This window comes from Shewanella sp. SG41-3 (assembly GCF_014164545.1).
GTDB classification, from domain to species: Bacteria; Pseudomonadota; Gammaproteobacteria; order Enterobacterales; family Shewanellaceae; genus Shewanella; species Shewanella vesiculosa.
This window is the reverse complement of record NZ_JACJFJ010000002.1, coordinates 336842-357686: the sequence shown is the minus strand read 5'-3', so window position 1 is coordinate 357686 and position 20845 is coordinate 336842. Positions and strand designations below refer to the sequence as shown.

Here is a 20845-nt window from a genome sequence, read left to right as displayed (position 1 = left end):
ACTTAAATTACCAAATTTTTACGCGACTTTCTGGCGCGATATACATCTTGTCGCCTTGTTTCACGTCATAAGTGCTGTAGAACTCAGGCATGTTAGATAACGCACCTAATGCACGGAAATGGCCAGGTGAATGTGGATCAGTTGCAACGCGGTTACGCATTGCTTCTTCTTTCATTTTTACACGCCAAATTTGGGTGAAGCCCATAAAGAAACGCTGATCGCCTGTTAAGCCATCAATCACTGGTGCTTCTTTACCGTCAAGTGACATTTTGTAAGCTTTATAGGCGATAGTCACACCTGATAAGTCACCAATGTTCTCGCCTAACGTTAGGCTGCCATTGACGTGTAGGTCGTCAAACACTTGATAACCATTGTACTGAGCGATTAATGCATTGCCTTTTGACTCGAATGCTTTTAAGTCAGCTTCGGTCCACCAGTCACGCATGTTGCCTTCGCCATCAAATTTAGCACCTTGGTCATCAAAACCATGGCCCATTTCGTGGCCAATAACCGCACCAATGCCGCCGTAGTTAACCGCATCATCGGCTTCTAAGTTGAAGAATGGCGGTTGTAAAATCGCAGCAGGGAACACGATTTCGTTCATGGTTGGGTTGTAGTAGGCGTTAACCGTTTGTGGGGTCATGTGCCATTCGTCTTTATCAATTGGCTGACCTAATTTAGCGATATCTTTGTTGTGTTGAACTATCGCAGCACGTTTAGCGTTACCGACTAAATCATCTGCTTTGATGGTTAATTTGCTGTAATCATCCCACTTGTTTGGGTAGCCAATTTTAGGGTTAAACTTAGCTAATTTGTCTTTTGCTGCAACCTTAGTATCAGCGCTCATCCAATCTAATGAATCAATGCTTGAACTATAAGCGCCACGAAGATTTTCAACTAGTTGCTCCATGCGGGTTTTAGCTTCTGGTGCAAAGTGACGTTTTACATACACTTTACCAACCACTTCGCCCAGTGTGTCACTCACAGTGCTGACGCCACGCTTCCAACGAGGTTCTTGTTCTTCTTGACCGTTTAAGGTTTTAGAGAAAAAGGCAAAGTTCTCGTTATCTAATGCTTGAGATAAATTGCTGGCATTGTGCGTTAATGCCATCCAAGTCATGTAGTTTTTCCAAGTATCAAGGTCGTTATTTTTAATTACCTCGTTTAAGCCTTGGATATAACTTGGTTGGTTGATAATGATATCAGTTTGCTTGTCGCCGCCAAGCGCAGCTAAATAACCATCCCAGTTAATTTCTGAGGCCAATTCTGGCAGATTCTTAACTTGGTATAGATTGTATGTTTTAGTGCTGTCGCGCGTTTCAACAACGTCCCAATGCTTTTCTGCAATTTGAGTTTCCAGTGCAAGAATGGCTTCAGCGTTGGCTTTTGCATTTGGTAAGCCAGCAAGGTTGTACATTTTTTCAATGTGCTCAACGTAGGCTTTACGGATATTGACGAAGCGTTCTTCTTGATTAAAGTAGTAATCTTTTTCTGGCAGGCTTAAACCATATTGCCAAATATGTGTGGCATAACGGCTTGAGTCTTTAGCATCAATTTCAATATAGAATGCTAAAGGTGTACCACCACCGTTTGCTTGGTTTTCACCAAAAAATGCGGTTAATTCTTTTTTATCTTTCAGGGCTGCAATTTTATCTAAATCAGCTTGGATTGGCGCAATACCTAATTTATCAAGCGTTTCAACATCCATGAATGAGCGATATAAATCAGCCACTTTCTGTTCATCTGTGCCATCGGCTAGATTTGGGGTCGCGCTTAAATCTTCAATGATGGCTTTAACATCATCACGTGCGTTCTCACGTAAGTCGTAAAAAGCACCAATACTAGTACGGTCGCCAGGGATTTCTGCTTTGTTCATCCATGCGCCGTTAACATACATGTAGAAATCGTCTTGGGGGCGCACTGACTTGTCGATGTTATCAAACGTGATACCAGACGTAAGTGCTTTTTCTACTGCAGCAGCAGTCGCCGTTTTTGCTACATCTGCAGCAGGCGTAACGACTGTTTTGTCATTACTACAAGCACTTAAGCCCGCAATTAACGAGGCGCATAGACCGCCAATAACCAATTTTCTCATGTTGTTTCCTTTGCTTTATTTGTAGAGCCCTTCATTGGGGCATTGCAATCAGTGTCACTTAATCCAGCAATAACCCCTTTATCCAAAGGGAAAAGCTATTACTTTTATTATAAATTGTATGTTACGGCCTTATCCGCCTATAAAACAAGCCGCATAGGTGCATTTTTAAGGGGTTTTTTGTGACTATATGTAACTAAAAATGACTGTTGTAGTGAAAAATATCGGTGATTGATTTCTATTTAGGTGTGTAAGCAGCATAATAGTGCCAATATTTTTTGATTGAGTAATCATTGTGCGTTTAGACAAATTTATCTGTGAAAGTACCGAACTGACCCGGTCATTAGCCAAGAGAGCCTTGCATCGTGGTGATGTTACCTGTGATGGTGTCGTGGTCAAAAACTCAGGTTTTAAAGTACTACCACAAATGGCAGTGCATTTAGATGGCACGTTAATTAGCATCATTGGTGAACGTTACATCATGTTAAACAAACCGGTAGACACCATTTGTTCAACCATTGATGAGGAATATCCATCGGTATTAAGTTTAATTGATATTGAAAAAATGGACACCTTACATATTGCCGGTAGATTAGATGTCGACACCACTGGATTAGTGTTAATCACCAGCGATGGACAATGGTCGCACAAAATCACTTCACCGAAGAAAGATTGTGGTAAACGCTACTTAGTTGAATTAGCCGAACCTATTGATGCCAGTTTGATCCAAGTCTTTGCTGATGGGGTTGAACTGCGTAATGAAGATGGACTGACTAAGCCTGCTTTGCTCGATATTATTGACCCAACTCATGTGCGATTGACGATTAGCGAAGGTAAGTACCATCAAGTGAAACGCATGTTTGCCGCGGTGGGTAATAGAGTGGTTAATTTACATCGTGAAGCGGTTGGTGCTATCGAGTTAAATGCTGACTTAGCCGCAGGTGAATGGCGCTTTTTAACCGCTGCAGAAGTCAAGTCTGTGTAGTTATCATTTGAATATATAACAATGCCCGGTTGTCATCCTATGATGATTACCGGGCCTTTTTTTATCTGCTCATGGCAAAGCACTTTCTACTCAAATACAAAATCAATTGCGAGGGAATCGTCTTTTATAAGCATCGCTTACCTCGAGCTAATGTTGTCTACACTTATTGAGTTAGACTGATTTTGCCACTAATGGTATTGATATTCACTTGGCCTGCACCTGTTAGAGTTTTGAATTGCAAGGTTTTGCTCGGTGAGTACTTTTGTTTTAGCGGTTTGTCATCGGTTAATTGATTATTAATTTTGCCACCAGGGCCGCCATCAATCATAAAACTGCTGTTAGGTATAGCCGTAAAGGTTAGTGCCATATCTCCACTTATGGTTTCGAGTTGGGCTTTGTTTAACTCTCCCCCGAGAGTCAATTTTGCATCACCACTGATCGTAACAACATTCAACTCAGTGACTTGATTAACTGTGACGCTGATGTCACCAGAGACTTGATCGACAGTTAACTGTGTAAAAGCACTTTGACTTTTTAGTTCGCCACTGACTAAGCGCAGTTCAGCTTCGCCCTGACTATTGTTGTCAGTGATATCGCCTGAAACGGTTTCGAGGTTAATTTTTCCGGCTAACTCAGAGGTATTAATATTGCCTGACACTGTGGTGAGTTTAGTGTTACCGCTAAGTTGTTTAGCGGTAATACTTCCGCTAACAACGGCTAATGATATCTGGCCATCAAGTTGCGCTAATTGATAACTTGCAGACACTCCCTCTGCATCTAAGCCAAGCTGTTTCGGAAGGTAAATGGTCAGTTGTGATCCTTGTTGATTACTGCCCTGATAGCTGCGAGGTAATTTATCTTCGACAATTACGCTATTGCCGTTAACCTCAAATAATAAGCCTTGGCTTAATTCATCAAGTTCACCTTTGATCTGAATACTATTTTTGTCCCAACTGACCAGCTCAACATTACCTCGTTGTATTTTAACGCTGACCGAAGGGTTATCAGTGACAGTTAATTGTTGGTCAACGGTTTCTTTGGCCATTGACATAAAACTGATACCGATTAACGGCACGATTAACACGTATTTAGCCATGTTCATATTGTATTTCCTTGTGATGCTTGCTTGGAGATAAATGGCAGTTTTTGACCTTGCTGTAATAGGTTGATTTGGCGTTGCATGATCCAGCGCCATAGTTGCCACATTTGTTGATTCGTAGGTTGTTGTTTCAATGCCGCTTGCACTTGTTTGGAGGCGTTATCCAGCTCGGCTAGTGCTTGGCTAATATCAGCTTGCAGTTGTTGTGGTGCATCAGTTGATGATAGTTGCCAACTCACTGTGTATTGATTTTGATTAAAAGCTTGTAATTGGCTTTGATGAGTTAAGGCTATTTGATCAACCAACTCAGCTAATGTTGCTTCTGTTTGGGTTGAGGGTGTTGCTAGGCTGACCTCGGTATTCGCAGTGGATTGTGGCATGGTTGCCGTTAGTGCAGCCGTTTGTGGCAATAATGAACTCTCATCCGGGCGTTGCCACATCAGCAAGGCCAATAAAGAAAAAATCGTAACACTCGCGGCAATAAGCCAGTAGCGCTGCAGATTTTTTTGTGGATATTGAGGACCTAACTGCGATGCTATCGCTGGCCACAAATCGCTTGTCGACTCTATTTCTAAAGGTAATGACTTGATTAGGTTATCAAGGTCTTGCGCTGACTTATTCATGCAAGCATCTCCTGTAATAATTGTTTGGCATTATGGAACTGGGCTTTGCTGGTTCCTTCGGCAATATTGAGCAGGGCGGCGATTTCTTTATGTTGGTAGCCTTCAACAGCACACAATACAAACACGATTCGAGTACGTTGCGGTAACTTAGCGATGCATTTATCTAATAGATGATAATCATCAAACGTCACCGAGGGGATATTGGATGGGTCAAGTTGTTCTGTCGGTAAATAACGTCGCCACCATGATTGTTGTGCCTTTAATTCGTTAATGGCTTGGCGAACACATAAGCGATGTAACCAGGTAGTAAATTGGCTATCGCCTCTAAATTGATCCAATTTATGCCACAAACGAATAAAACAAATTTGAGTGATATCATCAGCTAAGCTTGTTTGGCCACTGAGACGAAAACAGATGGCGTAAACACGTTGATGGTGTCGCCGATACAGTTGTTCGAATGCCTGTTGACAACCCAAAGTCGCAATGGCAACTAATTGATTATCGTCAAGTGCCTCTAGATGGTTCAAGGGCTCTGAAATTGGCTGATTAATATTGTGCATCCTTAATGTTGCAATGTTTTCATTATCATTGTGTGGTTATTTGACAGACGCAAGTAGGTAAAAGGTTTAGAGAGCAAAAAAATAAATCATCTGAGCATCATATTAAGGCGGTTTTGTTGAAGGGGAAGTCTCGGATGTTTAATCCGTTGGTCATCATTAAAAAGTTCATTTTTTTTAAAGGCTTATATGTATGCATTGAAGTTTAGTCACACATAGCATTGATTGTTAATTGAGTCAGGACGTAATGCATATTAGATAACACTACAGTTGATGTTCCTGGTGCCGATAAATAGACGCCAGCAAATAATATCTAACTTTATTAGCATCTGATCTTTTATCCACTATATTTATTAAGCACTTTAATAACAATAATTATCCTCTAGGTGGTCAATATATGTTTATCCGTTCAAAACTTATTATCAGTGCAATGGTGTCGTTGACTGCAATAGTGTCCATGTTTGGCTTACAGCGTTACACCGCTTCTGTTCAAACCGATTTATCGATGGCGTCGAAAAATATTATTGAGGTACAAAAGCAAATCCTAGAACTTCGTAAAGACGAAAAAGATTTCTTTGCTCGCTTAGACATGAAATATGTGGCCAACCACAAAAAAATCATCACAAATGTATTCGCATTAATTAAACAAGTTGATGACTCATTACAATCACGAAGTATAGACACTCAACATTTAGATAATTTAGAGCAAAGCTTAACCCAATACCAAAATGTATTTAGTAACATTGTAGAGTTACAAACAGAAATAGGCCTAACCCCAACGTCGGGACTGTATGGACAGTTACGAGAAGCCGTTCATAACGTAGAGCAAGAACTTGCTTTAAATAGCCAAGATTCGATTACGGTTATCATGCTGCAGTTACGTCGAAATGAAAAAGATTTTATGCTTCGTCGTGATATGAAGTATGTTAAAACCTTTGATGAAAATATTGATAAATTTGTGCATACACTTTCAAGTTCTAGTTTGAGCAGTGAACTCGTTCAACAGCTTGAACAGAAAATTAAACAGTACCAAGGTGACTTTAACCTTCTTGTGGCCAAAGAGCAGCAATTTGGCTTAAAGGAAACAGAAGGGAAAATGGAGGATCTGCGTCAAATTATTCAAACAACAGAAGATAATACTCGTCAACTTAATCAGCAAGCCAATGCATATATTGCCGATGCCGAATATCAAAGTATGGTGTTATCTATTATTATCTTTTTAATTATCACCGTAGTACTCGTCGTTGTTACCTTAATGATTATCCGCAGTATTATGGTGCCAGTAGATAATATTACTGCTGTAATTTCGACCATTGAAAAAAATAAAGATTTATCTCTGCGCTGTGATGAATCTGGTCAAGATGAGTTAGCACGGGTGTCGCATCATTTTAACCGTATGTTGCTTTCTTTTCAGGAACTGATTGAGCAAGTTAATGAGTCTGTTGATGCGATGAACGTGTCATGCCATGAATTATCTGACAATGCTTCTCTGGCGTCAGAGGGGGTGTTACGCCAACTAAATGAGACAGATATGGTTGCGACGGCGATTACTGAAATGGGCGCGACCATTGACGAAATTGCTAAAAATACTGAATTGGCGGCCACTAAAGCCAGTCAAACTCATGATAATGCTCAATCGGGCCAACAGGGCGTGGAGCTCACCGTACAAAAAATTACCCTATTAGCGAAACAACTGGTGGATTCTGCCGCGGTGGTTACCGAACTTGAAAAAGACAGTGTAACAATTGGCAGTGTACTTGATGTGATCCGTGGGATTGCCGATCAAACTAACTTATTGGCATTAAACGCGGCAATCGAAGCGGCAAGAGCGGGTGAACAAGGCCGAGGTTTTGCTGTTGTCGCAGATGAGGTTCGCTCTTTAGCGATGCGGACACAATCTTCAACTGAAGAAATCAGCAGTATTATTTCAATTTTGCAATCTCGTACTCACTCCATTGTTAGCCTTATGCAAGAGAGTCAACAGCAAGGGCGTGAGAGTGCCGAACAGGCTGAAATTGCTGGCCAAGTGTTACGTCAAATTACCGATGACGTAACTAATATCATGGACATGAGTACTCAAATTGCTGCCGCGATTGAGGAGCAAAGTATGGTCGCTGCTGAAGTCGGTAAAAACGTGGTGATTATTCGCGATATTGCAGATGAATCTTCACATGCTGCAGAAGAAAATGCCGCAGCATCGGAAGATGTAAGAATCCGCGCTAAAGCCTTAAAAGAAGCGGTAAGCCAATTTAGCGTATAGTGTTGCTATGGTCATTAACAGATAAGATGATCGATAAATAAAAATGGCCTAGCATTTCTGCTAGGCCATTTTTTTATGCTCTTGCTAAACATTCAAGTTAATCAAGCGAATGGTTTAGTTTTTACAGTGTGATGGTATTAACACCATCTGGGGTGCCAACCAGCAATACATCTGCGCCGCGATTAGCAAATAATCCATTGGTGACGACACCAACGATGGCATTGATTTTAGTTTCCATCACTTTAGGATCGAGAATTTGCATGTTGTACACATCTAAAATCACGTTGCCGTTATCGGTTACAACACCTTGACGGTAGACCGGATCGCCGCCTAATTTAACTAATTCACGCGCCACATAAGATCGCGCCATAGGGATCACTTCTACTGGCAACGGAAAATCGCCGAGTATAGGCACTTGCTTGGTATTATCCACAATACAAATAAACTTTTTTGCTACAGCAGCGACAATTTTTTCGCGAGTTAAGGCTGCACCGCCACCTTTAATCATGTCCATGCGGTCATTAATTTCATCTGCGCCATCAACATAGACATCAATCAAATCAACACTGTTTAAATCAAATACTTCAATGCCCAGTTCGATGAGTTTTTTTGTCGACGCTTCTGAACTCGATACCGCCCCTTCAATATCATCTTTCATCGTTGCCAGTGCATCAATAAAGTGGTTGACGGTAGATCCGGTACCCACACCAACGATAGTGCCTTGTTTGACATACTGTAGTGCTGCCCAACCTGCTGCTTTTTTCATTTCATCTTGTGTCATAGCAATATTCTCCATTGTAACAATCAAAAAGTGGGATTTAACAATTGAGGCGATTATAACGCAAATTACTCAAGCACCGTTTGTTGCGCATCATAAAAATCAGCATTTTTAAATGCTGAAAGCACTCGTATGTTAATGTCACTCATAAACTTTTTCTCTAACCTTACGTCCATCACATACGCTTTGACTGTGATGGTTTGTAGAAAGTGGCCAAACTCGTGCTCGTTACCTAAGATGACAATAATAGGTTTATTTAAAAAGGTATAAGGTGAGCATTGAGTCGCTTCTCTGGCAAGGGCAATGGCTTTTTGGTGATCAGCATTCATTGGAATTGTAAATTTCACCACCACCATTTCATCTAAGTCGCCGCTATTTGAATTGGGTATCGCTGTTCTCAATGCTTCGGCATTGGGGATCATGACAGTGTCATCATTAAAGGTGCGTATCCAAGTCACGCTCCATTCCAGTTTAATGACTTCACCATAATGGCCCGATAAGGTCACCATATCGCCAACCCTATAGGGTGGATTGATCATCATAATCAATCCGGCAATCATATTTTTAGCCGGTTCTTGCGTGGCTAAACCGATCACGATACTAATCGAACCCACAACTGCGAGGATTAAATTTTCGTGCGGTTCGATAATGCCAACAATCGAATAAACGATAACGCATAGCCACACAAATAAACGCATAAAAGGATATGAGCGATTCCATATTAAGCGGTATTTAGGCAAGGCTTTATTGAGTTGCTTTAAGCAAAATTGCAGTAACACCAGTAGCAGCCATGCCATGATGCAAAGCACTAAAATACTAATGATTCGATCAAAGGAAATAATGTCTAAAAATGCTTTTAATGCTTTACGTGAATCGTCCATTTTCACCTCGTTTAATTAAACAGCTTATTGTTGTTGACCAAGTGGGTGGCGATAATTTTGCTTAATGTTGGAGTGATAAAATAGAAATGCAGAGCAAAATCCTGTTGCGAATATTGGGCAATAATCAGCCCTTGGCGAGCTAGGTACTCTAATTGCAAGCTGCTTTGTTCAATACTAAGAGTAAAAATATGCGCATGGGTATTGACTCGTAATCCGCCATGAATATAAATTTCCGCCAATGAAAATAGGTCACTATCATGACATTGCTGTAATGCTGATGCGTTAATACAACAAATCTCAATACCGCTATTTGAGCTTTTATCTGAGCTAATATCAACCTGATGAGCGAGTGAATACTGCAATAATAGTGTGGCTAATTGAGGGTGTCCTTGGCTGACAGTGAATAGCTGTTTGAGTTGTTCTTTGTAAGGGTTGGTAATATCAACTTGATCTTTTTTGCTGTCTTTATAGGCCTCTTTTGTCGGCATAACATCCTTGCTGATTAAGCCTAAATCAAGCAGGTGTTTTGTTTGAATCGCGGCTAATTCAGTTTCACTGAAATAATCAAGCTCAATAATATGCTTAACAACATGATGAATTTGGTACTGTGCGCTTAATCGTTGCCATGCAAATTTTTCACAGCTTATGATCCAACAGTGATGTTTACGAGTTTGCATTATGATAGTAGCAAAGGTGACTAAAGCTTGATTGTTGCCCATCATTCTTAACATCAGTTTGTGCATAGTATCAATCAGAATCAGCTGAGGTGGCTGCTTGTTTATAGTGGCTATAGTCTCGGTGATGGTGTCCGGTGGCACAATGCCAAAACAATAACATATATCAGCAATGGCATCATTTTCATTCATTGGCGCTTGGTAAAAACTCATTAGTAGCCATTGAGATGGAAGTGGTTTTGCCTTAGTTTTCGGGACATCTTTTGCGTCTTGAGCAGCAATAGTTTGCAGTAAAGGCAGCAGCTGAGCTAAAAAAGAAGAACCTCCGGCACCACCAGGAGAGACAATGGCACTGATTTCACCATGGTGATTACGCCATTGATCAATTACATCAGATATTTGGCTAAGCTGTTTTTCCCGACCGACAAAATCGTCACAGGTATGATGCTGTTGGTCTAACATCACTTGAGTGATTGGGCCTCTATGAGCTTGAAGCGGACATTGATTCGCTATCGTCTTCAGCGATATTCGTCCTTTCTCAGCATCATCATTCTCTGTTTTAACAGTGTCTTTAGAGGTGAATAAGCTATTAAGCCATGGGTTTAAGCGGCTAAAAAAATGCAAGTTAATGTCCATTTATACTCTCTTTTTGAACGACTTTTTAATCTTAGCATGAAGCCAACAAAAGCGGTATTTGTGCTGAAGTTGTTCTTGTTATACACCTCAAGACTGCATATCTCTTTGGCTATTTTGGGGGGGCGAGGGCTGCATTTCGTTATCGATTTACCGTGCCAGATTTAGCTCGCCAGATGTCATATATGGCTTAATGGATATCTTTGGGACTTGAACTACAACAAATCCACTAAAATCTTACTAAAAGTGATTATTTATCTATTGTAGGCCTAATTCTTTATCGTATACTCAATGAACATCGTTACGTTTATTTTTCAAGTGAGAGTTATGAAACTCGGTCATTTTTTTGCCTGCATTTTATTGTGTTCAAATACCGTAATTAGCCAGTCGGTAGTTGCTGAACCTGTGTCTCAAAAACAATTATTACAAGAACTAGCATCTAACAGCGCCATGTTAGTCGACTTAAAAACCAATGAAGTGCTGTACTCCAGTAATCCGCACCAAGCATTACCTATAGCGTCGGTTACTAAACTGATGACAGCCATGGTGACCCTAGATGCAAAATTACCTTTAGATGAAAAAATTTCAGTGAAAATTAGCGACTCACCTGTGATGCGTAATGTGTACTCTCGGGTGCGTTTAGGCAGTGAAGTGAGCCGTGAAACTATGTTGTTAATGACACTAATGTCATCTGAAAATCGAGCTGCAACCTCGCTTGCTCATCATTATCCTGGTGGGTATAAGGCGTTTATTCGTGCTATGAACGATAAAGCAACGGCATTAGGGATGACGCAAACCCATTACGTTGAACCTACCGGGTTATCGGCAGAGAACGTATCGAGTGCTAACGATCTTATTTTATTACTCAAAGCCAGCCAGCAATATCCGTTATTAGGTAAGCTAAGTTCAACTAATAAAAAGCATATTATTTTTCAACATCCGCGTTATGCTCTGGATTTTCAAAATACCAATAAATTAGTTTTTAAAGATAACTGGAATATTGCCCTAACTAAAACCGGTTACACTAATAAAGCGGGCCATTGCTTGGTCATGTTAACCGAAATGGATAAGCGTAAAGTGGCATTTGTTGTCTTAGATTCGTTTGGTAAATACACCCATATGGCCGATGCTAATCGCCTAAAAAAATGGCTAGAAACAGGCCGGACAACGCCGATCCCGGCTTCGGCTAAAGCCTATAAAAAGCAACGTCAAATGGCCTTAACTGCTTCAGACAGCTAATTAGGCTCATTTTTATGCCTTACCTTTTCATCGGCAGAGGTTATTAAATTTGCTTTGCGCAAGCTTAAACCTGTAAATATTATTTACAGGTTTTTTTATTTATAAAAATAATAATCATATTAATCAATAAAAAGTACCTTAAAGTACCTATTAAACCATTTTGTACTCGCTGTTCATTACGCTGATTTCGCTCTAAGATACTGGCAATCGTAGTTGTGAGGTATCAAGATGTTAAATATGGATTTTAGTCAGCGAGTGGTGATTAACACTGCCGATCTTGAATGGCAAAATAGTCCCGCAGTGGGCGTATTGCGTAAGCGCTTAGCGCGTGAAGAGGCTGAACGTGGCCATGCAACCAGCATAGTGAAATATCAAGCCGGTGCTAAATTCAACTCACATGCTCATCCGTTAGGGGAAGAAATTTTAGTACTCGACGGAGTATTTTCTGATGAAACCGGAGATTATCCAGCAGGCTCGTATTTGCGTAACCCTGAAGGTTTTGTCCACGCGCCATTTAGCCAGCAAGGTTGTACGCTATTGGTTAAGCTACATCAGTTTCAAACCACTGATTCACAGCAAGTGGCTATCAATACCAAGCAAGCTGAGTGGCTGCCTGGCCATGGCAAATTACGAGTGATGCCGTTACACCAACATGGCACTGAATCGACAGCATTGGTCATGTGGCCCGCGGGAACACATTTTCAACCGCACCGTCATTTTGGTGGCGAAGAAATCTACGTGATTAGCGGAGAGTTTATCGATGAACTTGGGCGTTATCCTGCAGGGACGTGGATCCGCAGTCCGCATCTTAGTCAGCATAATCCGTATGTGGAACAAGATACGGTGATTTTGGTTAAAGTAGGCCACTTGTAATAATCGCTATAAACCCATAAAACGATGGCATTTAGTCGTTACATTCATTATAAAGACTTTACTGATTATTTTAGTAAAGAGTGAATTATGCATGTACCTGATAAGTGGGATATGGGTTCTAGAGAGTTAATACACCAGTTCATTAACCAATATGGTTTTGCGACTCTTGTGTCTACTGATTTAGAGGGCTCACACTTACCTTTACTACTCACGGCCTCTGAGGGAGAAAATGGTACCTTGTATGGCCATTTTGCTCGTAGTAACTCCCATTGGAAACACATAGTAAACACCAAAGTTCTGTGCATTTTCAATGGTCCGCACGGTTATATCTCACCCACTTGGTATGACTCATATCCAGCTGTTCCGACCTGGAATTACAGCGTAGTACATGCAAAAGGCATTATTGAATTAACTGATGATACCACCACTGCACACGTACTCGAATCGACCATCCAACAATATGAACCTTCATTGCTAGAAAGTGGTGGTTTTATTGCCGATGATTACCAACAAAAATTAGCCAAGGGCATTGTTGGTTTTAAGATCGTCATCGATGAGTTACAAGGCAAACAAAAATTAGGCCAGCACCGTAACCAAAGCGATCAACAAGGTGTGGTTAAAGGATTATCACGGTCAAATAGAGCTGATGAAAAACAGCTATTAACTTATATGATGAACAATAACATAGGATTAGGTAATAAATAGGTGGTTCAATGGCGTAAATGTCGTTAGGATTAGCCTAAACAATCCCACTAATTCAGTCTGTTACATTCAATTACAGCATCACTCTTTAAGGACAAAAAGTGCATAGCGATGTTTCTCTAGCGCGGTTTAAGCAATTTCCAAGGTTAATGTGGATATTGCTCTTTGGCTCATTTATTACCCGTGGCAGTTATTTCATGGTGTGGCCATTTTTGGCTGTTATCTTGTATGAAAAATTTGCCTTAACTGCCACTGAAGTTGGTTTAGTGCTGTCGAGTGCGGCCATTATTTCGGTATTCACTAGCTTTATTGGTAGTGCATTGTCTGACCGAATTGGTCGCCAAATGCTCATGTACCTCACGGGTGTGCTCTATATCATCTCGTTTTCATTACTGGCACAAGTTGATTCAGTTAAAGGCTATGTAGTGGTGATGACATTGTGCTCTATTGCTACCTCGTTATGGCGACCTCTTACCTCTGCCACCATTGGTGATATTATTGATGATCCCCAAACCCGTGAATTGGCAATGCAATCACTGTATTTTGTCGTCAATGTGGGTTGTGCTGTCGGGCCTATGTTAGGTATTTGGTTAGGCTTAACCGGTAAACAATCGAGCTTTTATATTACTGCAGCGGCTTTTGCTGCTTTATTAGGGTTACTGTTTTGGGGATTTAGACATCAAACACGGCAAACTAGCCCATCAATAACCGAACAGGTGCCTGATGGGCTTATTCCCACCATGGGCGATGCAACATCAGCGGTTAAGCGAAAGCCTGCGGTGATGAGCCGCAAGCAAATAGTGGCGATTTTACTGCAAGACAAATTGCTTCAATGTCTTATTGTGGCGAATATTTTGTGTATGTTCATTTATGCTCAAATGGACAGTTCGCTTATTCAATATCTTACCCGAGCGAATGCGCCTAATTTACTGACGCTAATTTCTGCAATGATTTTTACCAATGCCTTGGTGATCATATCAACTCAATTTTTACTATTAAAATTAATGGCCGGCTCCAGTTTAATTCATCGGATCCAGTTCGGATTGATCCTGTTGATGTGCTCACAAGTGTGGTTAGCCTATAACCCGATTGATTTATTTTGGGGCTGGATTGGCGCCATTATTATCATGAGTTTAGCCGAAACCATTTTGTTCCCTACGATGAATGTGCATATTGATCGACTTGCGCCTAAACATTTGCGAGGAGCCTACTTTGGTGCGGCATCATTTTATGAAATTGGTTTTGCGTTTGCGCCATTGGGCGGCGGGATTATTCTGGATCATCTTGGAGGATATTGGTTATTTATTATTGGTGCCATCTTGTCGCTAGTAGTGATTTATTTATACAGTATTTTGGATAAGCTACCGAGGCCTAATTTTGCTGCAATAGAGTTGAGCTAAAGGTCAAGCTCTTTGATGGTCAGTTACCATTAAGGCTTTTTCACTATAGTAAGTGGCGCTATTTTGCTATTGTTTTGCGTAATCTGATGTGGATGAGTTAACTTTTATTGTATTAAGGGAAGGGCGTATTTTATGGCTGTAACACAGATCAGTGAATTTATATCCTCTTTAACTGAGCGAGCGGAGATAGTGAGCTTTGAAGAGTCTATGGCATTGATCGATAGCCATTATGATTTTAGTCCAAGTGCATTTAAAAATGGTGATCTGCTCAATGAGGCAGGGCAGAATTCAGGTTCTTGTAAGATCTTGGCATTTGGACAAATTCATCAATTATCTAAGCCGCAAACCTTGGCAATGTTCGGCCAACATTATCGAGATGTTTTGGCCACGCCACAGGGCTCTGATCATCAAAATATCCGTCAGTTTTTACAACATGGTTGGCAAGGAGTGTTGTTTTCACAGTTGGCATTGGAACTGAAGTCATAGCCGTATAGAAACATGCTATCGATTAATGTCGACAACAGCGTGCAATAGCACTACATTTGCAGCCACATCAACCGTATCATTAAAAGTATTTGGTTTTAACGGTAAGGCATATCGTTGGTTAAGCATGTTTACTAGCGCCTATTTGATCGCAAAGGAATCAATTTTATGAATCGTTATATATTACCTCTTATTGTGTTAAGTACCTTAACGGTGCTTTCAGTCAGCCACAGTGTTGCTAAAGATCATGATTCGCAAGAGCATAGCCATAAGCAAAAATCTGAAAAACACGACAAAAAACATCATAAGAAACATGATAATGATAGCAATAATTACCAGACTTATTTTAGTAATGACCGTCAGGTAATTATTAATAATTACTACTATACCAGCCGTGATGCCAAGCATTGTCCACCAGGGTTAGCCAAGAAACACAATCGCTGCGAACCACCGGGCAGTGTTAAACAATGGCGTAAAGGCCAAGCGCTGCCTGCGGATGTTGTTTACTATGATGTGCCTTCTGCGCTAACCGTCCAGCTAGGACGGACACCTGAAGGACAGAAAATTGTTCGTGTGGGGACTGATTTACTATTGATCAGTGTTGGTACTGGTATGGTGATAGATGCAATACAAGATCTTAATGATGTGTTGTAGGGAGTTGCTATAACACTTGATTAGGATAAAGCTATTACAAGGCTTTTAGTGCCTTGCTTAATACACGGGTTTATCCCAAAAAATGTTAATGTTTATCGCCTTCCCGCTCAAGCCAACTGTTATCTGCATTGCAATAAAAAGCCGACCCAAGGTCGGCTTTTGTTTAAGCTGTTATGTTACACATGTTTAATCATGTTCGAATATCACTTCCTTTAAATCACTGATCGTATTCAAGGTTAAATCGCCTGGTTGAGGACTCCAAGTCACTCGCAGGTAGTTAGCTAAGTCTCTTAGCTGCTCATCGGTAAATTTATCAGCATAGCCTGGCATGGCATAAAAGCTGGTGGTAGTGTTGTAATGTTGGCTTTTAATTCCCTTTAACATCACCGCGACTATGTTGTGGGGGCTGGCTTTATCTAAAGTGGCATTTCCTGCCATGGCAGGGGCCACATTAGGTCGACCTTCACCACTTTGACCATGACAACCGGCGCAATATCCCATGTAGAGATCATACCCAGGTAATTTACGCTGATGGCCGTTAAAGGTGAGCGCTTTCGCGGCTATCTTCTTATCGGTATCGAGTAAGTAACTGCTTACTGCGAACATATCATCGTCAGTTAAGTGGCTAAAGCTGTGGTACACCACAGGATACATGCCACCAAATACTGTGCCTTTTCGAGAATACCCCTCAGTAAACAGTGACTTTAAATCATCATGAGTCCAGTTTTGGCGATTCAGTTCGGCTGGAGTAATATTCGATGCTTCAAGCCCTTCGATAATTGCACCTTGAAAGTGTTTGTCTTGCTCCATGGCAAATAAGCTGTCTCTTGGAGTATGACATTCAGCACAATGGCCCAAAGCATTGACTAAATAGTTACCGCGGTTCCAACGTTCACTCTTATCTTTCTTAGGGGTAAACTTTTTTGCATCATGGGCGACTAAATTCCATGCCTTAAGGCCAAAGCGGACGTTAAAAGGGAAGTAGACATCATTGTCGAGATTAGCTTGTTTAATGGGTTTGGTGCCCATCAAATAAGCATAAATCGCTTGGGTATCTTCATCGGTTAACAGGCTGTAAGACGTATAAGGCATCGCAGGATATAGATTACCGTTTATGCCGACACCATGATGCATAGCATCAAAAAAATCTTCGTAGCTGTATTTACCGATACCTGTTTCTTTGTCTGAGGTGATATTGGTTGAGTACACAGCGCCAAATGGCGTTTCGAACGGTAAACCACCGGCTAATTCGCGGCCACCCTCTGCGGTATGGCAAGCCACACAGTCACCTATCTTCATCAGATAAGCACCGCGTTCGATGTCACCACTATTATTGACATGCTCATCGGCCGCGCTACAAGAACTGGCGAACACGCTTAGACCTATGGTCAATAATAAATTTTGACTTAGTTTACCAACCTTTATAAGGCGGGCGGTATATTGTTGGTCGCATGGTTTCATGAGAGTGTTAACCCCTTTGTTTTGAGGATTAAATCTTTCATCGCCGCATAGTATTTAACGTAGCCAGTACAGCGACATACGTGCTCAGCTAAAGCCTCTTCTATCACTTGCTCCACTTTATCTTTGGCGATAGGTTTACGTTCAAGTCGTTCTATCAGTGCCGTCGATTCATTAACAAATCCTGATGTACACCAACCGCATTGAAACGAGAAATGTTCCAAGAAAGTTTGTTGTACTGGGCTCAGTGTAGTGATTTCGCCTTGAGCATTTTGCTTGGCATGGCCTTCAATGGTACGAATACGTTTGCCATTAAACCGCTCGACGCCGTTGATACAAGTGCGGACAACTTCACTCATGCCTTGGTCGTCATCGACGATGACAGTGCAGGCATGACAGACGCCAACGCCGCAACCAAACTTAGTGCCAGTGAGATTTAAATACTCATGTAAAAATTCAATCATCATGGTGCCATCGCCGACATCAATCGGGCCAACAGCTTGGTTATTTATGGTTAACTTTATTGACTGGCTCATGCCATGGCCTCCTTGATTTTTTTCGCTGTCATAGGCAGATCGTAAAAGCGCACTTGAGTCGCCTGATAAACAGCTTCAACCAGTGCGGAAACGACAGGTATCATCACCACTTCGGCAATACCACGGCTTGGATCTGTTTCAGACAATTGCGGTAAAATAGTATGTCGCTGACTCCAAACGCCAACATGCCTTGCTAGCGGTACCTTATAGCGATTGAGGTTCCACGTACCGTTACCGGCTCCTGCTTCAAATGGCGGTAATTCTTCATGTAGAGCATGGCCAATTCCCATGGCAAGACCGCCTTGAATTTGCCCCTCAACTAATTCGTTCACAATCACTTTACCGGCTTCTAACCAAGTGTGAGAACTCAGTAATGTGACTTCACCATTGCCTTCATTTACTGCCACTTCGACTAAGGTTGCGCACGGAGCATAATAAGTCACCATGGCATTATTCAGCTCAGCTTTGGGGTAGCGCATAGCTTGGCGATCGATTAAGTGATAACCGTTAGAGTTCATGCGAGCGATACGAGCAGCACTGCCATGATATTTATCACCTTTTCCGTATTGCAATGCTAAGGCATCTAGCGCGATACGCTCCTTGGTACCGAAAATCTCAAAATCGGCTTCGGCCCACGCCCAGCGGTTAAAGGCATGACCCATTACGCCAACCACTAAACCCAAATCATGGGCGCGTTTAGCCAAGATATCGATTGAAAGCGGAGGGAAGCCCAATGCAGTTAGCTTGCCACCAGTCCAACGGCCATCGCGGGGATCATTGAGATTGGTTGCGCCCATTGGCGTATTGAAATACAACTCGTTCCAAATAGACACGGCAGCGGGCCACAGTCCGTGACGATAAATAATATCGGCGGCAATACGGGTAACATGGCTTTGATAATACGCCGACATCGATGCCGATGATGCCATGGCTTTAACCGGTGTCCAGCGAGGGTTAGCGGCCATTTCATCTTGGCGTTGTTGTGAAATAATATAAGGATTGTCGGTTTGTACTAATTGCATCGCATCCCAAATATCGATTTCGGCCAGTTTCACCTCGTCGGCAAAATTCCCTAGCGATTCACTCACCACTACAGCTTGAGAGGTTTGCGTGCCAGTACCCATTTCGATAAAGCCAATATCCAAGCTTATTTTACCGTCTTTAGACAATTGAATCGCAGCGCTGGGAGCCGCGGCGCCTGTACCATAGTCTTTAGTGGCAATACCAAAACCAACGCCATAGCGCATGCCAGGGTGTTTCGCTTCATAGTCTTTTTTATTGATTACGCGTTGTTGCCACACGGTATCTTGTTCGGCCATGTCGAGCATTTCACGATAGCGCAGGGTGCCATTAGGTATTGCACCTTGGGTATTACGTTGCCCCGAAACCATCACATTAGCCGCTCGTAACTTAAACGGATCGACCTCTAGCTCAGCTGATATCTCATGGATCATACTTTCCATTGCGGTCATCGATTGCAATGTGCCATAACCCCGCATCGAACCCGCATCAGGATTACGCGATGCATAAGCAGTGGCGACAATGTCATTACGCGGGGTGTAGTAAATGCTTTGCATTGCTGTCGCGCCAACCGAGGTTACTGATGGGCTGAAGTTTTCACGTCCACCGCCATCAACCGTCATCTGTGAAGTTAATGCTTGAATTTTTAGGGTCGCTTTATCGACAGCTAAGCGGCTTTTCATGGTAAATGGATGGCGCTTTAGACCTGATTGAAATTGCTCAAATCTGTCGTTGGCTATACTTACTGGCCCCTTGGCATAAATGGTTGCCAGTACACCATAGTAAGGAAATATCGAATGATCTTTCGCGCCAAAACCGCCACCAATATAAGGCGAGTGCACCACGAGATTATTCACTTTACCCGCTAATGGCCCCGACGACAGCATGTGCACGGCCATCTCTTGGAAGTCTTGTGGCGATTGTGCAGTAATCACGGTATGGAATGTTTGGCTATTGGCATCAAACCAACCATTGAAGGCCTCAGGTTCCATCATCATAGGATCGATGATTTGAGTGCGATATTCTCGCTCTAATACTTGCCATTGCTGACTCGTTTTAGCACTTTCAATTTGTTTATCTATTTCGCCAGCATAAAAAAGACCGCGCTCAGACACTGAGCCTTGGGCATTTGCATCACCTGACCATTCGGGTTTGTAGTTTTTAATATTGGGAAAAAACAACCCATCGTGCAGTGGGCTGTATGTATCCTCACTGGCACCATTTTCACCTTCTACCCGAATAATACGCCAATTGGCATAAGGGTTTTTAGTCTCGGATACAAAAGGCGTTTCTTCACCATAGCGCAACAAAGCCTTGTCAAATTGCAGTAAAGATTTAGCTTGTTTAAAGGCATGAAAACTGTCGAATAATAAAATCGCTACTGCATGCCCCAGATAATCTGCGGTCTGTCCCTCGGCCAGCAACATATTGTCACCGTAAAAGTCAGGCAACTTAACCTTGTCGCGGGCAAGATCTGCCGCAGTGATCACCTTGTAGGGTTTAGCCGAAGCGGGGAGATGGTCGAGCGAGAAGCCTTGATAAACATGGGCTGCATCAGTGGCTCGGAGGATAAAAGCATAGCCTTGCTGTTTTGGCCAGCCTGCCATATCCATTGCGCGGTAGTCGCGGCCATAGACTTTTTGGCCAGTAACTTTGGCAATACCGTCGTTACGAAATTTGGGAGTAGATTGCCCGTTAGTCTGAGTTTGCCATTGTGCCGCTAGTTCTGGAGAAATAATCGACGCATTGGCTCGACTCATTTCCCACAGTAAAGGCGCTGAATAAACAGCCACGCCACCAATCACGCATTGTTTGATAAAGGTCCGTCTCGACGCATTAGATACATCCATATCTCACCTCTGAAATTTTAATAGTAAAATCAGGCTCTAATGTAATAT

At 42.0% G+C, this 20845-nt stretch carries 18 protein-coding genes; 8 read left to right on the top strand and 10 right to left on the bottom strand.

Annotated elements, in window-relative coordinates; translation table 11 throughout:
• Positions 1-7: 7 nt before the first annotated feature.
• On the bottom strand, positions 8-2095 hold the full coding sequence (locus tag H5164_RS04830; RefSeq protein ID WP_124015576.1) for a M13 family metallopeptidase: 2088 nt from the start codon (positions 2093-2095) through the stop codon (positions 8-10).
• A 292-nt stretch (positions 2096-2387) separates the two neighbouring features.
• Here H5164_RS04830 and rsuA point away from each other — a divergent pair, with 292 nt between their 5' ends.
• Positions 2388-3077, top strand: a complete 690-nt coding sequence (gene rsuA / locus H5164_RS04825; RefSeq protein WP_310736168.1) for a 16S rRNA pseudouridine(516) synthase RsuA — start codon at positions 2388-2390, stop codon at positions 3075-3077.
• Positions 3078-3240: 163 nt separating this feature from the next.
• On the opposite strand, the gene H5164_RS04820 is transcribed toward rsuA, so the two are convergent.
• Genes H5164_RS04820 through H5164_RS04810 form a run of 3 tightly spaced genes read right to left on the bottom strand, consistent with a single transcriptional unit; the run spans position 3241 to position 5359 of the window.
• Positions 3241-4179: a DUF4097 family beta strand repeat-containing protein gene (locus H5164_RS04820; protein ID WP_182755031.1), complete on the bottom strand. Its 939-nt coding sequence runs from the start codon at positions 4177-4179 to the stop codon at positions 3241-3243.
• A complete protein-coding gene (locus H5164_RS04815) occupies positions 4176-4799 on the bottom strand; it encodes a hypothetical protein (RefSeq protein ID WP_182755029.1) in 624 nt (207 codons plus the stop codon). The genes H5164_RS04820 and H5164_RS04815 overlap by 4 nt, the downstream gene beginning before the upstream one ends.
• A complete protein-coding gene (locus H5164_RS04810; protein ID WP_182755027.1) occupies positions 4796-5359 on the bottom strand; it encodes an RNA polymerase sigma factor in 564 nt (187 codons plus the stop codon). The genes H5164_RS04815 and H5164_RS04810 overlap by 4 nt, the downstream gene beginning before the upstream one ends.
• Positions 5360-5753: 394 nt before the next feature.
• On the opposite strand from H5164_RS04810, the gene H5164_RS04805 reads away from it, so the two are divergent.
• Positions 5754-7616 (top strand): methyl-accepting chemotaxis protein, encoded by a 1863-nt coding sequence (locus H5164_RS04805; RefSeq protein ID WP_182755025.1) that lies wholly within the window; start codon positions 5754-5756, stop codon positions 7614-7616.
• 121 nt (positions 7617-7737) lie between these two features.
• Here H5164_RS04805 and rpiA read toward each other — a convergent pair whose 3' ends face one another.
• From rpiA to H5164_RS04790, 3 genes are all read right to left on the bottom strand, one after another.
• The gene (gene rpiA / locus H5164_RS04800; RefSeq protein ID WP_182697480.1) at positions 7738-8397 is read right to left on the bottom strand and encodes a ribose-5-phosphate isomerase RpiA; all 660 of its coding nucleotides are present in this window, start codon (positions 8395-8397) and stop codon (positions 7738-7740) included.
• A gap of 65 nt (positions 8398-8462) precedes the next feature.
• Entirely contained in the window at positions 8463-9275 is an 813-nt protein-coding gene (locus H5164_RS04795) for a mechanosensitive ion channel family protein (RefSeq protein WP_124015583.1), read from the bottom strand.
• An 11-nt stretch (positions 9276-9286) separates the two neighbouring features.
• A complete protein-coding gene (locus tag H5164_RS04790; RefSeq protein WP_182755023.1) occupies positions 9287-10585 on the bottom strand; it encodes an ATP-binding protein in 1299 nt (432 codons plus the stop codon).
• A gap of 324 nt (positions 10586-10909) precedes the next feature.
• Here H5164_RS04790 and pbpG point away from each other — a divergent pair, with 324 nt between their 5' ends.
• The 6 genes from pbpG (at position 10910) to H5164_RS04760 (ending at position 15933) form a co-directional block, all read left to right on the top strand.
• The gene (gene pbpG / locus H5164_RS04785) at positions 10910-11821 is read left to right on the top strand and encodes a D-alanyl-D-alanine endopeptidase (protein ID WP_182697478.1); all 912 of its coding nucleotides are present in this window, start codon (positions 10910-10912) and stop codon (positions 11819-11821) included.
• A 228-nt stretch (positions 11822-12049) separates the two neighbouring features.
• Positions 12050-12694: a cupin domain-containing protein gene (locus H5164_RS04780; protein WP_182755021.1), complete on the top strand. Its 645-nt coding sequence runs from the start codon at positions 12050-12052 to the stop codon at positions 12692-12694.
• An 87-nt stretch (positions 12695-12781) separates the two neighbouring features.
• The gene (locus H5164_RS04775) at positions 12782-13399 is read left to right on the top strand and encodes an FMN-binding negative transcriptional regulator (protein WP_182755019.1); all 618 of its coding nucleotides are present in this window, start codon (positions 12782-12784) and stop codon (positions 13397-13399) included.
• Between the two features lie 98 nt (positions 13400-13497).
• Entirely contained in the window at positions 13498-14796 is a 1299-nt protein-coding gene (locus tag H5164_RS04770) for an MFS transporter (protein ID WP_182722702.1), read from the top strand.
• Positions 14797-14928: 132 nt separating this feature from the next.
• Positions 14929-15282, top strand: a complete 354-nt coding sequence (locus H5164_RS04765; protein WP_182755017.1) for a HopJ type III effector protein — start codon at positions 14929-14931, stop codon at positions 15280-15282.
• 165 nt (positions 15283-15447) lie between these two features.
• The gene (locus tag H5164_RS04760) at positions 15448-15933 is read left to right on the top strand and encodes a hypothetical protein (RefSeq protein WP_182755015.1); all 486 of its coding nucleotides are present in this window, start codon (positions 15448-15450) and stop codon (positions 15931-15933) included.
• Positions 15934-16119: 186 nt separating this feature from the next.
• On the opposite strand, the gene H5164_RS04755 is transcribed toward H5164_RS04760, so the two are convergent.
• From H5164_RS04755 to H5164_RS04745, 3 genes are read right to left on the bottom strand one after another with little or no spacing between them, the layout of a single operon-like run.
• Positions 16120-17394 (bottom strand): cytochrome c, encoded by a 1275-nt coding sequence (locus H5164_RS04755; protein WP_182755013.1) that lies wholly within the window; start codon positions 17392-17394, stop codon positions 16120-16122.
• Entirely contained in the window at positions 17391-17927 is a 537-nt protein-coding gene (locus H5164_RS04750) for a (2Fe-2S)-binding protein (protein ID WP_124015592.1), read from the bottom strand. Before H5164_RS04750 ends, H5164_RS04755 begins: the two co-directional genes overlap by 4 nt.
• Positions 17924-20797 carry a xanthine dehydrogenase family protein molybdopterin-binding subunit gene (locus H5164_RS04745; protein ID WP_182755011.1) on the bottom strand — a complete coding sequence of 958 codons (2874 nt, stop codon included), beginning with the start codon at positions 20795-20797 and terminating at the stop codon, positions 17924-17926. The genes H5164_RS04750 and H5164_RS04745 overlap by 4 nt, the downstream gene beginning before the upstream one ends.
• Between the last annotated feature and the right edge of the window lie 48 nt (positions 20798-20845).